Here is a 13,194-nt window from a genome sequence, read left to right on the forward strand (position 1 = left end):
CTCAGTGCAGGCGTCGTACCGGCAGATCGGCCTCCACGGCGTCACCGTCGGCCCCGCGCTCGATCCGCGTGACCCGCACCCCGTCGACTTCCGCGACCGCCTCGACCAGCTCGGTGCCGCGGAACAGCAGGCCCGTGCCGTCGTCGGTGCAGAGGGCGGCACCCAGTGTCCCGTCGGCCACCAGCTCTCGCAGCAGCGGCCGGCGACCGGCCTCGGAGTCCATGTGCACGCCGTTGGCGCCGGGCAGGAAGCCCAGGCCGTTCGTCACCGGCTGCAGATCCGGGCCGAAGGAGTCGGTGGCCCCGCCCTCGAACCAGCAGATCGACCCCGCGGAGATCCCGGCCAGCACCACGCCGTCCTGCCAGAGCCGGTGGAGGATCTCGGGCAGGCCGTGCGCGCGCCATACCGCGAGCAGGTTCACGACCGAGCCGCCGTTCACCCAGATGACGTCGAACCCGCGCAGATAGGACTCGATGTCCTCGACGTTCGGCTGGGTGAACAGGCTCAGATGGTGCAGGACGTATCCCGCGTCCCTTGCCGCTTCTTCCATATCTCGCTGGAAGCCCTTGTCATCACCGCTCGCGGTGCCGATGTTGCAGATCCGCGGGGGCCCGTCGGTGCGAGGCCCGCGTTCCTGCCCGAGCTCGATCGCGAAGGCCATCATCGGGCCGAAGCCGAAGCGCAGCCGGGGATGTGGCCGGTAGCCGGCGCTGGTGGCCAGGATGGTGGGTGCTGACGCGGGCATGGAGTCTCCTCGGTGGGCTGGTGCAGCGCGCCCGGAATGCACGAGAGCCCTCACCCGATCGGGTGAGGGCTCTCGTGGATGAATGCTGTGCGGTCTCGCTCAGGCACCGAGCGTGCTGACCTTGCCTGCCTTGAGGCAGGAGGTGCACACGTTCACGCGCTTGCTGGTGCCGTTGATCACAGTGCGGACGGACTGGATGTTCGGGTTCCAGCGACGCGAGGTGCGGCGGTGCGAGTGAGACACGGTCTTGCCGAAGCTCGGGGCCTTGGCGCAGATGTCACACGTGGAAGCAGCCACTGTCGTCTCCTGGTACGTCGATGTTCTGATCGCGGTGCCCGCTCCACCCCCGCGCCGGAACGGCGGGGTCGGTGACCTGGGTGAGCACGGAGGTGCGACCCCCCGGAGGTCAGGGCAACCACGGAATCATAGCCCAGATGCTCGCGGGTCAGAAGCGGGGGACGCTTCCTCCCCATGTGGATTCCATCACGGCACTGCCGGATGGTGGCACGATAGGGCCTGGCGCGCCGCACTCCACCGGGCGGCGCACATCGAGCACGAGGAGACGTCCGCATGGCCAGGAGGCACGAGTCCGCACGGGGCTCGATGCCGCTCACGGAGCTGCTGATCTCCAAGGAGTCCAAGGCTATGGCGTCCTTCGGGGTGCGGGACCTGGACACGATGATGCGCTTCGCGCCGCGCCGCTATGTCGTACCCGCTCCGCTGCGCTCCCTCCACGAGGTCAACGAGGGTGAGGCCGTCAGCGCCGTGGTCTCGGTGGTCTCGGTGCGCGATCGCGCGATGCGCAGCCGTCGCGGCTTCATCCTCGAGGTGACCGTCTCCGACGGTATCGAGGACATGCCGCTCACCTTCTTCCTCACCAAGCCCCACCAGGTCCAGTGGCACCGTGGCCGGCTGCCCGTCGGCGCGCTGATCATCGTGCACGGCACCGTCGGCTTCGACGACTACCGCGACTCGCTCCAGATCACCCACCCGGACTACGAGACGATCGAGGACACCGACGAGGGCCGCGCCTGGGCCCAGCGGCCCCGCCCCATCTACCCGCTGCGCCAGAACATCTCCCAGGCCACCATGCGCTCGGCGACTGAGAAGGGTCTCGAGTTCGCCGACTCCCTCACCCGCCCGGTGCCGGACGAGGTGATCGCCCGCCGCGGCCTGCCCCCGCTTGCCGAGGCGTCCCGCCTGGTCCATATCCCGCTGACTGTCGAGGACACCCGCCGCGGTATGGCCCACCTCCGCTACGAGGAGGCCTTCATCCTGCAGGCGATCTTCGCTCAGCGCCGCGCCCAGGACGAACGCACCCCCGCCCCCGTCCTCTCCGCTGAAGGGCCGCTGCAGCCTCTGCTCGATGAGCGCCTGCCGTTCACCCTCACGCAGGGGCAGCGAGAGATCGGCACGATGATCCAGGAGCGCATCGGCAAGGGGCATCCCACCAGCGTGCTGCTGCAGGGGGACGTCGGCTCGGGCAAGACCGTCGTCGCGCTGCGGGCCATGCTGCGCGCCGTGGACTCTGGCCACCAGGCCGCGCTGCTCGCCCCCACCGAGGTGCTCGCCGAGCAGCATCACCGCACCCTGATCACCCTGCTGGGGGACCTCGCCCGCGCCGGTCAGCTCGATGGGCATGCCGCCGCGACCCGCGTGCGCCTGCTCACCGGCTCCCAGCGCACCGCTGGCCGTCGAGAGACGTTGCTCGACGTCACCTCCGGGCAGGCCGGGATCGTCGTGGGCACCCATGCGCTGCTGGCCGAGAAGGTCGAGTTCGCCTCGCTCGGCCTCGTGGTGATCGACGAGCAGCACCGTTTCGGGGTCGACCATCGCCGCCGGCTGCGCGCCAAGGGTGCCGCCGGGAAGAGCCCTCATGTGATCGTGATGACCGCGACCCCGATCCCGCGCACCGCTGCGCTCGCGACCGTCGGCGACCTCGACGTGCTCACCCTCAGCGAGAGCCCGGGGCAGCGCGCCGGCGTCACCAGCTTCGTGGTCCACGAGAAGCTCCCGAAGTGGGAGCGGCGGATGTGGCAGCGCGCCGCGGAGGAGATCGCCGCGGGCCGTCAGGTCTTCGTGGTCTGCGCCCGCATCGATGAGGACGAGGCCGACGCACCCGCCCCGCTGATCCTCGACGAGAACGGCAAGGAGGAGCCGCCGATGCTCGAGCCCGCCCGCGGCGTCACCCAGACCGCACAGCGGCTCGCCGAGCGTCCCGAGCTCGCCGGGGCCCGCCTCGGCATCCTCCACGGCCGCCTGTCCGTGGAGGAGAAGCAGGAGGTGATGGGACAGATGCTGCGCGGCGAGATCGACGTGCTGGTCTCCACCACCGTCATCGAGGTGGGGGTCGACGTCCCCAACGCCTCGGTGATGATCATCCTGGACGCCGAACGCTTCGGCGTCTCCCAGCTCCACCAGCTGCGCGGCCGCGTGGGTCGCGGGGAGCACGCCGGAATCGCCTTCTTCGACACCTCCGGCGAGCCCGGGCAGCAGCACTCCACGCACCTGCACGCCATCGCGGAGACGACCGACGGCTTCGAGCTCGCCGAGCTCGACCTGCGTCGCCGAGGCGCCGGCGATCTGGTGGGGGAGGAGCAGTCCGGCCTGCAGCGCACCCTCAAGCACCTCGATGTCATCCGTGACGCCCACGCCATCGAGCAGGCCCGCGAGGACGCCTTCGCCGTGGTCGCCGCCGACCCCGAGCTCACCACCCACCCCGCTCTCGCCGGTGCCGTCGCGGACCGGCTGCGGGATGCCGACCCCGACGTGGAGAGGAGCTGATATGCCGCGCATCGTCTCCGGCACCCTCGGCGGCCGCACCATCCCCGGCCCTCCTGGCAAGGGAACCCGCCCGACCACCGACAAGGTGCGCGAGGCCCTGTTCAACCGGCTCGAGGGCTGGGACGCCCTGGTCGGCGCCCGCGTGCTCGATCTCTACGCGGGCACCGGCGGACTCGCCTTCGAGGCGCTGTCCCGGGGCGCAGAGCATGCCCTGCTGGTCGAGCTGCACGGCCCGACCGCCAAGCAGCTGCGCCGCACCGCCGCCGACCTCGGCCTCACCGAGCGCACGGACATCCGAGTCGGCAGGGCCGCTGCCGTGGCGGCCCAGCTCGCCGCGCAGCCGGCATCGCAGCCCTCCGGCCACGCCGCCACCCTGGTCTTCCTCGACCCGCCGTATGACGTGACCACCGAGGCGCTCGAGCAGCTTCTGCTCACCCTCCGCCCCGCCCTGGCGGAGGATGCGCTGGTCGTCATCGAGCGCTCCTCACGCACTCGTCCCGTCGACTGGCCCGAGGGCTGGGCGGACGACGGCAGCAAGGAATACGGGGAGACCGCGCTGCAGTTCGGTGGCCCGGCCTGACGTTCGGTGGCTCGGCGTGACGTTCGGTGGCTCGTCGTGATGCCGCTCTATCCACATTTTCAAGAAGTGCTTGCAGCGCGGCGGCGAATATGCATTAACACGCTGTAGCTTTGTGGCCTGCAGATATGGCGTGGACGCAATTCGCGCGGCTGGCGCGGAGGCGGTTGTCATGCCGAGCGCGCGCACTGGTGACCTGCGAGTATCCCCAATTGGTGCACGATTTGTGGATATCGCGACCGTTCCTCCACCGCCGTGGGTTATCCACAAATTCGCGAGGAGCGGATGTTTCTCTGGCGCTTGTCGAGCATGTGTTTTAAAATGAGAGATGTCGGCACCTGGTCGCACGCTCGGTCGAACATTCGATCGAACATCCGGTGTGGGGATCGGTCGTCGGCGCCGCAGATCACGACAGGGCACGAGCAAGGGTGCAGAGGAGGGGATTGCCATGAAGCAGACCAATGCGGAGCCTTCCCGCGCTGCGGAGCCTCCCCGCGCCCCGGTGCGGGCGCGCAAGCTCCTCACCTCGAAAGCCCTCGTGGAGCGCGCCGATGTCCTTCCCAGCTCCCCGGAGGCTGAGACCGTGCTGCGGATCTTCCGCCGCCGACGGCATGAGCACGCCTCCCTCTATGTCGCCGAGATACGTGACCTCGCTTCCCTCTGGTCCGAGAGCGATGAGGGAGACGAGAAGGCCCTCCACGCGTTGGCGGCCTCTGCAGGTCTGCGCATGAAGCTGTCCCGTGGCGAAGACCGCCTCCGGGATGCGCACGTCGCGGTCACCGACCTGCCCGCATGCTTCGCACGGGTGGAGGAGGGCGCGCTGCCCGTGGACTGGTTCGAGTGGCTGATCCGCAGCGTATTGCGGCTGACGCACGTCCAGCGTCGTCAGGTCGACGAGCGGGTTGCGGTCTGGCAGCTCGAGGCGATCGACGTCGAGCGCTTCTACCGCGAGCTGCGCACGCTCATCGAATGGTTCGGCCGCGCGGCGGTGCAGGAGACTCCGCAGGAGCAGCGCAGCGTGTTCATCCAGCCCTCACCCGACGGCGACGGCACTGCCTGCATCATGATCCGCGGTCCGATCCCAGAGATCACCGCCTTCGGTCAACGGCTCGATGCCTCCGCACGCGCCGTCCAGGACGCCCAACGACACGCTCTCGAGACCGGTGCGCCGATCCCCTTCGACCTCGATGGGGACGCCGCGCGCGAGGGCCGGCACCTGTCCCTCGCGGCGCTGCAGTATGCGGTGGCGGTCCGTTCGATGCTCGAGACCGGGACGGTAGAGGTCCCCGCGCCAGCCTTCCGGATCTCGCTCGTCGTGCCCGTGCTCACGCTGCTCGGCCTCTCGAATGCACCTGCGATGCTCGACGGCACGAACCCGATCCCACCGCGCATGGCACGCCAGATGGTCGCCAAGGCGCCTGCCGTCGAACGGGTGCTCACCGACCCGATCTCGGGGGACTACCTGCCCAGCGCGTCCCAGACTTACCGCCCTTCCGCGGCGATGGCCGAGAACCTCCGCCTGATCGACCCCGTCTGCGCGGTGCCCGGCTGCGCCCGCTCTGTGATGACCATCGGCGAGATGGACCACATCGAGGAGTTCGACCTCGAGGAACCTTCCCGAGGCGGCCCCACCACGATCGAGAACCTCCACCGGCTGTGCAGGACCCACCACCGGATGAAGACCGCCGGACTTCTCGATCCCGATCGGAACGAAGTCACCGGCGTCACTCGCTGGAGGATCGGCGGCGCTGCGGTCAGCGACGTCGCCAAGAACACCGACCTCGTCACCAGGGAACTCTCCGAGAAGCTGCACCGTGCATGGGAGCAGTACCGCAGCGATCTCGAGTTCGAAGCCGTGACCCGCCTCGGAATCCTCGACGAGAGTCCCGCCGAGAGCGCGGACCGCGAGGAGGCCTATCGGTGGGGGCTCCATCTCACCGAGTACTACTCCCGGCCCGAGTACGACGAGCTCACCGATCCCGGGCCGCCGCCGCTGGCGTCGCTGCCGGAGCACCGTCCGCCACCCTTCTGAGCGCACCGCTACCCTGTCCCGATGACGCGCTCGCCCACCGCCCTCACTGGCCTTGCCGACCTCGACTGGCCGCTGCACACGCGCCGCCTCATCCTGCGTCCTGGCCTCTCCGAGGACGCCGAGAAGGTGTGGCCATGGTTCCGCCTGCCCGAGGTGCAGGAATGGACCACCACGCTGAACACGTCTCTCGAGGACCATCAGGAGTGGTGGGACAAGACTCTCGGCAGCTGCGTGGTGGGCCTGCTCGACGGCAGGATCATCGCCTCCGGCAAGCTCGAGCGGCAGGACGCGTGGTCCCAGGCGGACATGAAGGACCAGGCCGCTGGGCAGCAGGCTGAGATCGGCTGGGTCCTGGACCCGGCGATCCACGGCCGCGGGTTCGGTACCGAGTTCGCCGGGGCCCTGCTCGACCTCGCGATCGACGGCCTCGGTGTGCGTCGCGTCGAAGCGTCGTGCTTCGCGGAGAACCTCGGCTCGCGGCGGGTGATGGAGAAGATCGGACTGCGGCTCGAGGGCATCTTCCGTGAGGAGTCCCTCCACCGCAGCGGGCGCTGGCTGGACGGGATGTCCTACGCGCTGCTGGCGAGCGAGCGAAACGGCTGACGGGGACGGGTCTCCCGTCCTGTCATCCCCACGCCGCAGCGTCGGTCAGGCAGAAGGGGTGGCCAGCAGGATCGCGCAGCACCACCCAGGTCTCGCCGGGCTGGGGCTCCACCCGCTCGGCACCGAGCTCCACACAGCGAGCCGCCGCCGCCTCGAGATCCTCGACGGCCAGATCGAAGTGGAACTGTTTGCGCCCGTCATCCGGCCAGGACGGGGCCTGATGATCGGGGATCGCGCCGATGCCCAGCGCGTGGCTGGGACCGGAGAGCATCGCGTACTGCTCGGTGAGGACGGTGACCGGCCAGCCCAGCACAGCCGACCAGAACTGGGCGAGCGGCTCCGGATCGGTGGCATCGAGCGTGATCATGGCAAGGCGGGCAACGGGGATATCTGTCATGCCTGCCAGACTGCCTCCATGCGCAGCGCGGAGGATTGGACGAACGCGACAGGGTCGCGGTCCTCCCGTGGGACGCCCGCCGGTCACCTGCCACCGGGCCAGGCCGCACCGGGCCAGACCGCACCGGGACAGCCGGCACCCGTCCAGGGGCCGCCTGGCCACATGCTCGGGCATGTGCTGAATCCTGCGGAGTTCCTCCTTCACACCCACTACGACCACGCACAGCCGGCTGCGCCTCTGCGCCGCTGGGTGGATCGGTATTGGTCGGTGACCTGGCAGCTCCCACCCGGACAGCAGCATGTGGTGACCACCCTCGATGATCCCGCCATCCATCTGACCCGCGAATGGGGCGGGGTACGGCGCGCAGGCACCGGTGGCACCCGCGCCGGTGGCACCCGCGCCGGCGCCTGGATCACGGGCCCGATCACCCGCGGACGCTTCGAGGTGACCCAGTCCGGCACCGGGGGCGTCATCGGGGTGCGCTTCCGTCTCGGCGGCACCACCGCCTTCACCACAGCCCCGCCGGCCTCGGTGCGGGACCGCACGGTCCCCGCCGCAGAGTGGTTCGACACCGACGTCCCACCCGCAGCACATCCCGATACGTCGAGCACGTCGAGCACGTCGAGCACGGCGACCGCTGCGACCGGCGCCGCGCCCGCTCTCGACGCCTGGCTGCTCGCGCAACGCCCGCAGGATGCCCCCGGATATGCGGATTTCTGCTCCATCCTCGAGCTGCTCGCCGATCCCTCGGTGACCGGCACTGCAGAGCTCGAGCGACGCTCGGGCCACGGCATCCGGAACCTGCAGCGGACCTTCCGCCGCTTCGTCGGCGTCGGCCCCAAACGCATGATCCTGCGCTCACGCGTGATGGACGCCGTCTCCGCGATCGACCGCGGAGACCACCGAGCGATCGCGGACCTCGCCCAGGACCTCGGCTGGTACGACCAGTCCCACTTCGTCCGGGACTTCCGGAGCATCACCGGGATGACTCCGTCGGCCTACGCCCGCAACGGAGATACTTGAGCCATGACCATCCTCAGCGCCACCTTCACCGTCGACCTGACCCCCGCCGAGATCCTCCCCGGCGCCGCTGACCGCTTCGACCTGGCCAAGACCTGGGTCGGCGACCTCGAAGGCACCTCTCGCGGGGTCATGCTCACCGCTGGGGACCCCGCGAGCGGCAGCGCCTCGTACATCGCCACGGAGCTCTTCGAGGGCACCCTCGACGGCCGCCGGGGCACCCTCACCTTCCAGCAGCTCGGCACCATGGCGGGAGGCGACCCGGACCTCCGATATCTCATCGCCCCCGGCTCCGGCACCGGTGACCTCGCGGGTCTCACCGGCGTGCTCACGATCGGCGCGATCGATGAGGCGGGCGTGCACCAGGTCAACATCGAGCTCGACTGAGCAGCGCCAGCATGATCAGCGCCAGCGACGTTCCGCATTAGAGTGGCGACATGAGCACTGTCGTCCTGCCCGGCTCGTTCGATCCCTTCACCCTGGGACACCTGGACCTCACCCGTCGGACCGCCGCCCTCGGCCATCACGTGATCATCGCCGTCTCCCACAACCCCTCGAAGCAGGGGACGCTCGACCTCGAGGCCCGCAAGAGCGCGATCACGCAGACGCTCGAGGAGTCGGACCTCTCCCGGGACGTCGAGGTCCGCACGCTCCCCATGGGACTGCTGGTCGACTTCTGCCGGGAGCTCGGCGCCGGCGCCGTGGTGCGCGGACTGCGCTCCCAGCTCGACCTCGCCTATGAGGAGCCGATGGCGCGGATGAACCACCACCTCGCGGGCGTCGACACGCTCTTCCTGCTCACCGATGCGACTCTCTCCCACATCTCCTCGTCCCTCGTGCGGGAGGTCCACGCGCTCGGAGGTGATGTCTCCGACATGCTCCCCGCCCCCTCCATGGACGCACTGCGCGACGCCGCCGCCGTATCCTGATTGATCCCCACGACACGAACAGGACCATCACCGATGTCTTCCGACCACGCCTCCACCACATCGCTGGACACCGCCCTGATCTTCGATGCGGTCGACCTCATCAGCCGCACCGGATCGCACCGTCACGTGGAGCGCACCGTCCCCGCCCCGGCACGTGAGGCCGGCGGCATCGCGATGCAGGTCCCCGAAGGGCAGGACATCGCCGTCGAGGCGGAGCTCGAGTCCGTGGTCGAGGGGATCTACGTCCACGGCACCGTGGTCGCCCACCTCGATGGGGAGTGCTCCCGCTGCCTCGACCCGGTCGAGCAGGACGTCACCGCCCGACTCGACGAGCTGTTCATGTTCCCCGAGAAGGTGAAGGCGGACGAGAAGGAGGACTCGACCCTCCTCGAGGACGAGGCCGTCAACCTCGGCCCGCTGGTGCGTGACGCGCTCGCGATGGCGGCCGATGAGCGCCCCCTGTGCCGTGAGGACTGCCCCGGCCTGTGCGGCCAGTGCGGCTTCCGCATGGAGGACGATCCGGACCACCACCACGACGTCATCGACGATCGCTTCGCCGCTCTGCAGGGCCTATTCGAGGACGAGTCGAAGAACGAGGAGGCCTGATGGCGCGCAGGCGCCGCGCCACCGAGGCCGCCGCTCCGAAGGGCCTGCTGGACCGACTGCCGTTGGACGCCGGGCAGGCGGCCGACCTCAGCGAGTCCGGGCTCCTCGAGCTCGCGCTGACCCACCGCTCCTATTCGTACGAGAATGACGGCCTGCCGCACAACGAACGGCTCGAGTTCCTCGGCGATGCGGTGCTGCAGCTCGCCGTGACCGAGCACCTCTACGCCACCCACCCGACGCTTCCCGAAGGTGATCTGGCACGTCGCCGCGCGGCGACCGTGAGCACGCGCGCGCTCGCCGTGATCGCCTCGAAGCTCGACCTCGGCGCGTATGTGCGGCTGGGGCGCGGTGAGGACCTCACCGGCGGCCGTGCCAAGGCATCGATCCTCGCGGACACCACCGAGGCCGTGATCGGGGCCGCCCACCTGGCGCTCGGCCAGGACGTCTCCCGCCACTTCGTGCTCGAGCTGCTGCGCCCCCTGCTGGACTCCGACGAGTTCCTCGAGACCGGATACGACTTCAAGTCCCGTCTCCAGGAGATCGCCGCGGCCGAAGGGCAGAGCGTCTCCTACGAGATCATCGAATCCGGTCTCGAGCACCAGAAGACCTTCACCGCCACGGTCACCGTCGAAGGGATCGTCACCGCCCGCGGCGACGGCGCCTCGAAGAAGGACTCCGAGCTCGCCGCGGCCCAGAACGCGGTGCGAGGGATCCTCGCCGAGCGCGGCGAGACCCTGATCCCGCGAGGCTGAACGGAGGCTGAGCTCATGCCCGAGCTGCCCGAGGTCGAGGTCGTCCGGCGCGGCCTCGAGCCCCGCACCGTCGGCCGCACCGTGGAGGCCGTCGAGCTGCTCGACGCCCGGATCATCCGCCGCCAGGCCGGGGGAGTGGACCGGCTGCGCGCCGCCCTCCTCGGCACCACCCTCACGGCGGTGGTGCGGCGCGGCAAGTTCCTGTGGTGGCGGCTCGCCGACGCCGACGGCGCCGACACCGGCGAGGCGCTGATGGGACACCTGGGAATGAGCGGGCAGCTGCGGATCGCGACCGCCGACGGGACCGCACTGGCGCCCCGTGCACCCTCGGAGGGTCCCGCCTCGGATCCGCTGCGCCACCGACGCCTGTCGCTGCACCTCGACGGCGGAACCCGCGTGGACCTCATCGATCAGCGTCTCTTCGGCGGCCTGTGGACCAGCCCGCTGGTGGAGGCGGCCGACGGCGCGCTCGCCGCGATGGGCAGTCCGGATGGACTGCTTCCGACCGACGCTGCCCACGTGGCCCGCGATCTGCTCGACCCGGCAGTCGACCTCCCCGGGATCGCCCGTGCCCTGCGCGCCCGACGCAGCGGTGTGAAGTCGCTGCTGCTCAACCAGCAGCTGGTCTCGGGGATCGGGAACATCTACGCCGACGAGGCGCTGTGGATGGCACGGACCCGCTTCGACACCCCCGGCATCGCGCTCAGCCAGCGCCGGGCGCTCGCGATCCTCCGTGCCGCCCAGGACGTGATGGAGCGGGCACTGGAAGTGGGCGGCACCAGCTTCGACGCGCTGTACGTGAACGTCGATGGTCGCAGCGGCTATTTCGCCCGCTCGCTGAACGCCTATGGGCGCACCGGGCAGGCATGCCCCCGCTGCGGCGCGACGATCCGTCGCGAGATGTTCCAGAACCGTTCCTCGCACTTCTGCCCGCGCTGCCAGCGGCCGAGGGCACACATCACGTCATAGGCAGGAGGTATGGCCGGGCATAGACTCTGTGCGGGGCGTGGCACTGAGGCCATGCTCTCCCGCTGACCTCCCGAATGGAGACACACATGGCCCCGAGCACAGTGGATGAGGGGATGACGCCGATCGTGACGCCCGAGCAGCCGGGCACCGTGGAGCTGGGCACCGGCGTGCTGCCCGGGGCGACGACCCCGGAATCCTGGCACCGCGAATACGGGAGCGTGTTCGCCCGGAACGTCACCGTCGCCACACTCACGCCCGTGCTGCCCGATCCGGCCGATGCCACGGGCACCGCCGTGATCGTGGCTCCCGGCGGTGGCTTCCGGTCACTGTCCATGCAGAACGAGGGCTGGGACGTCGCGCGGGCGCTCGCCGACCGCGGCGTCGCCGCATTCGTGGTGAAGTATCGCCTCCGACAGACCGCCCCTGAACTCGAGGATTTCGCGACGGAGATCCGCGAGATGCTCTCCGGACCGCCCCCGGCCCACCGGAAGGACCCGGTCGGATCGTTCGCGGGTCTTGATGCGCAGATCACCGACGCCCGCGCCGCCTTTGCATGGGTGCGCAGCCACGCGACCCAGTGGGGCCTGGATCCGGCCCGGGTCGGCATGGTCGGCTTCTCCGCCGGCGCTATGCTCACACTCGCCACCGCCCTCGCGGGCGAGGACGCCGAGCCCGCCTTCATCGGTAGCGTCTATGGCCCGATGAGCTCGTTCGACGTCCCGGCGGACGCGCCGCCGCTGTTCATCGCGCTCGCCGCCGATGACCCCCTGTTCGCCTCCAGCGGATTCGGACTCGTCGAGAGCTGGCACGCTGCCGGACGCCCCGTCGAGTTCCACTACTACGAACGCGGCGGCCACGGCTTCGGCATGTATCCGAAGGAGACGACGAGCACCGGCTGGTTCGAGGCTTTCATCAGCTGGATGACCATGCATGGCCTGCTGGCTCGGAGCGCTGCGCGAGAGTGATCCCGCATTCGGTGACGTCGTTTCCGACCAGGGCAGGGACTGCCCGATGCGATAGATTGAGCCCGGCTCCGTCACGAAGGGCGGAGGAACCGAAGCCTGCTCCGGGTGACTGTGCCGACTTTCGAGGACAGCACAGCGAGCAGATGATCCGCGAGGTGAGAATTCCTGTGACGTCGAGCTCTTCCCCCACACCGATCCGCGTGATGCTGGTCGATGACCATGAGGTGGTCCGTCGCGGCATCGTCACCGTGATCGATGCGAGCGAGCAGCTGAGCGTGATCGGTGAGGCCTCCTCCGTCCTCGAGGCGAACCGACGCCTGCCCGCGATCCGGCCCGAGGTGCTGGTCGTGGACCTCCAGCTCCCGGACGGCACCGGCATCGACGTCATGAAGAAGGCCCGGGAGCTGAACCCCGAGCAGCTGATGCTGGTGCTCACCAGCTTCGACGACGACGCCGCGCTGCGTGAATCGAAAGCCGTGGGGGCGGCCGGCCTGATGCTGAAGTCCGCGCGCTCGCAGGAGATCGTCGAGGCGATCATCGCGGTGCATGCAGGGAAGTCGATCTGGCCCGCCGACCACGGGGATGAAGGACCGGACCTCTCGCAGTCCGATCAGCGGATCGTCGAGCTGATCGGCGATGGACACTCCAACCGTGAGATCGCCGAAGCGCTCGGCATCGCCGAGAAGACAGTCAAGAACCGGGTCACGGTGATCCTGCAGGCGCTCGGGATGCAGCGTCGCACCCAGGTGGCGGCGCTGGTCGCCGCCCGCCGTCGCGCCGGGTGGAAGCAGCAGTAGCAGCGCCGGCAGAGCAGG

Annotated in this window: 15 protein-coding genes; 12 read left to right on the forward strand and 3 right to left on the reverse strand. The window is 69.7% G+C overall.

Going from position 1 to position 13,194, the window contains the following annotated elements; translation table 11 throughout:
• Position 1: 1 nt before the first annotated feature.
• Entirely contained in the window at positions 2-745 is a 744-nt protein-coding gene (locus ACT3UF_RS17505; RefSeq protein WP_442332103.1) for a Type 1 glutamine amidotransferase-like domain-containing protein, read from the reverse strand.
• Positions 746-844: 99 nt separating this feature from the next.
• Positions 845-1,042: a 50S ribosomal protein L28 gene (rpmB, locus tag ACT3UF_RS17510; protein WP_441445506.1), complete on the reverse strand. Its 198-nt coding sequence runs from the start codon at positions 1,040-1,042 to the stop codon at positions 845-847.
• A 273-nt stretch (positions 1,043-1,315) separates the two neighbouring features.
• Here rpmB and ACT3UF_RS17515 point away from each other — a divergent pair, with 273 nt between their 5' ends.
• From ACT3UF_RS17515 to ACT3UF_RS17530, 4 genes are all read left to right on the forward strand, one after another.
• Positions 1,316-3,529, forward strand: a complete 2,214-nt coding sequence (locus ACT3UF_RS17515; RefSeq protein ID WP_442332102.1) for an ATP-dependent DNA helicase RecG — start codon at positions 1,316-1,318, stop codon at positions 3,527-3,529.
• Between the two features lies 1 nt (position 3,530).
• Positions 3,531-4,109 (forward strand): 16S rRNA (guanine(966)-N(2))-methyltransferase RsmD, encoded by a 579-nt coding sequence (rsmD, locus tag ACT3UF_RS17520; RefSeq protein ID WP_441445504.1) that lies wholly within the window; start codon positions 3,531-3,533, stop codon positions 4,107-4,109.
• 445 nt (positions 4,110-4,554) lie between these two features.
• Positions 4,555-6,138, forward strand: a complete 1,584-nt coding sequence (locus ACT3UF_RS17525; RefSeq protein WP_444502271.1) for an HNH endonuclease signature motif containing protein — start codon at positions 4,555-4,557, stop codon at positions 6,136-6,138.
• Between the two features lie 21 nt (positions 6,139-6,159).
• A complete protein-coding gene (locus ACT3UF_RS17530) occupies positions 6,160-6,741 on the forward strand; it encodes a GNAT family N-acetyltransferase (protein ID WP_444502270.1) in 582 nt (193 codons plus the stop codon).
• Between the two features lie 22 nt (positions 6,742-6,763).
• Here the strand turns inward: ACT3UF_RS17530 and ACT3UF_RS17535 are convergent, their stop codons facing one another.
• Entirely contained in the window at positions 6,764-7,138 is a 375-nt protein-coding gene (locus tag ACT3UF_RS17535) for a VOC family protein (RefSeq protein ID WP_444502269.1), read from the reverse strand.
• Positions 7,139-7,312: 174 nt separating this feature from the next.
• Between ACT3UF_RS17535 and ACT3UF_RS17540 the strand changes: the two genes are divergently transcribed.
• From ACT3UF_RS17540 to ACT3UF_RS17575, 8 genes are all read left to right on the forward strand, one after another.
• Positions 7,313-8,161, forward strand: a complete 849-nt coding sequence (locus ACT3UF_RS17540) for a DUF6597 domain-containing transcriptional factor (RefSeq protein ID WP_444599433.1) — start codon at positions 7,313-7,315, stop codon at positions 8,159-8,161.
• A 3-nt stretch (positions 8,162-8,164) separates the two neighbouring features.
• Complete coding sequence (locus tag ACT3UF_RS17545; RefSeq protein WP_442332647.1) at positions 8,165-8,545, forward strand: DUF3224 domain-containing protein; 381 nt, start codon at positions 8,165-8,167, stop codon at positions 8,543-8,545.
• A gap of 50 nt (positions 8,546-8,595) precedes the next feature.
• Positions 8,596-9,087, forward strand: a complete 492-nt coding sequence (coaD, locus tag ACT3UF_RS17550; protein ID WP_442332646.1) for a pantetheine-phosphate adenylyltransferase — start codon at positions 8,596-8,598, stop codon at positions 9,085-9,087.
• Between the two features lie 33 nt (positions 9,088-9,120).
• Entirely contained in the window at positions 9,121-9,693 is a 573-nt protein-coding gene (locus ACT3UF_RS17555; RefSeq protein WP_441445497.1) for a YceD family protein, read from the forward strand.
• Positions 9,693-10,445 carry a ribonuclease III gene (gene rnc, locus ACT3UF_RS17560; RefSeq protein WP_442332645.1) on the forward strand — a complete coding sequence of 251 codons (753 nt, stop codon included), beginning with the start codon at positions 9,693-9,695 and terminating at the stop codon, positions 10,443-10,445. Before ACT3UF_RS17555 ends, rnc begins: the two co-directional genes overlap by 1 nt.
• A 15-nt stretch (positions 10,446-10,460) precedes the next feature.
• Positions 10,461-11,414 carry a bifunctional DNA-formamidopyrimidine glycosylase/DNA-(apurinic or apyrimidinic site) lyase gene (mutM, locus tag ACT3UF_RS17565; protein WP_442332644.1) on the forward strand — a complete coding sequence of 318 codons (954 nt, stop codon included), beginning with the start codon at positions 10,461-10,463 and terminating at the stop codon, positions 11,412-11,414.
• A gap of 86 nt (positions 11,415-11,500) precedes the next feature.
• Positions 11,501-12,379, forward strand: coding sequence for an alpha/beta hydrolase (locus ACT3UF_RS17570; RefSeq protein ID WP_441445494.1), 879 nt, complete (start codon positions 11,501-11,503; stop codon positions 12,377-12,379).
• Between the two features lie 143 nt (positions 12,380-12,522).
• Entirely contained in the window at positions 12,523-13,176 is a 654-nt protein-coding gene (locus ACT3UF_RS17575) for a response regulator transcription factor (RefSeq protein WP_441445493.1), read from the forward strand.
• Positions 13,177-13,194: the final 18 nt, after the last annotated feature.

Source organism: Brachybacterium sp. AOP24-D1-21 (assembly GCF_052378665.1).
Taxonomy (GTDB): Bacteria; Actinomycetota; Actinomycetes; order Actinomycetales; family Dermabacteraceae; genus Brachybacterium.

Excerpts from the sequence above, each read along its gene's own strand:
- ACT3UF_RS17530 (WP_444502270.1), top strand. The coding sequence starts at position 6,160 with ATGACGCGCTCGCCCACCGCCCTCACTGGCCTTGCCGACCTCGACTGG.
- ACT3UF_RS17555 (WP_441445497.1), top strand. The coding sequence starts at position 9,121 with ATGTCTTCCGACCACGCCTCCACCACATCGCTGGACACCGCCCTGATC.
- rnc (WP_442332645.1), top strand. The coding sequence starts at position 9,693 with ATGGCGCGCAGGCGCCGCGCCACCGAGGCCGCCGCTCCGAAGGGCCTG.
- ACT3UF_RS17515 (WP_442332102.1), top strand. The coding sequence starts at position 1,316 with ATGGCCAGGAGGCACGAGTCCGCACGGGGCTCGATGCCGCTCACGGAG.
- mutM (WP_442332644.1), top strand. The coding sequence starts at position 10,461 with ATGCCCGAGCTGCCCGAGGTCGAGGTCGTCCGGCGCGGCCTCGAGCCC.
- coaD (WP_442332646.1), top strand. The coding sequence starts at position 8,596 with ATGAGCACTGTCGTCCTGCCCGGCTCGTTCGATCCCTTCACCCTGGGA.
- ACT3UF_RS17570 (WP_441445494.1), top strand. The coding sequence starts at position 11,501 with ATGGCCCCGAGCACAGTGGATGAGGGGATGACGCCGATCGTGACGCCC.
- ACT3UF_RS17575 (WP_441445493.1), top strand. The coding sequence starts at position 12,523 with ATGATCCGCGAGGTGAGAATTCCTGTGACGTCGAGCTCTTCCCCCACA.
- ACT3UF_RS17505 (WP_442332103.1), bottom strand. The coding sequence starts at position 745 with ATGCCCGCGTCAGCACCCACCATCCTGGCCACCAGCGCCGGCTACCGG.
- ACT3UF_RS17525 (WP_444502271.1), top strand. The coding sequence starts at position 4,555 with ATGAAGCAGACCAATGCGGAGCCTTCCCGCGCTGCGGAGCCTCCCCGC.
- ACT3UF_RS17545 (WP_442332647.1), top strand. The coding sequence starts at position 8,165 with ATGACCATCCTCAGCGCCACCTTCACCGTCGACCTGACCCCCGCCGAG.
- rsmD (WP_441445504.1), top strand. The coding sequence starts at position 3,531 with ATGCCGCGCATCGTCTCCGGCACCCTCGGCGGCCGCACCATCCCCGGC.
- ACT3UF_RS17535 (WP_444502269.1), bottom strand. The coding sequence starts at position 7,138 with ATGACAGATATCCCCGTTGCCCGCCTTGCCATGATCACGCTCGATGCC.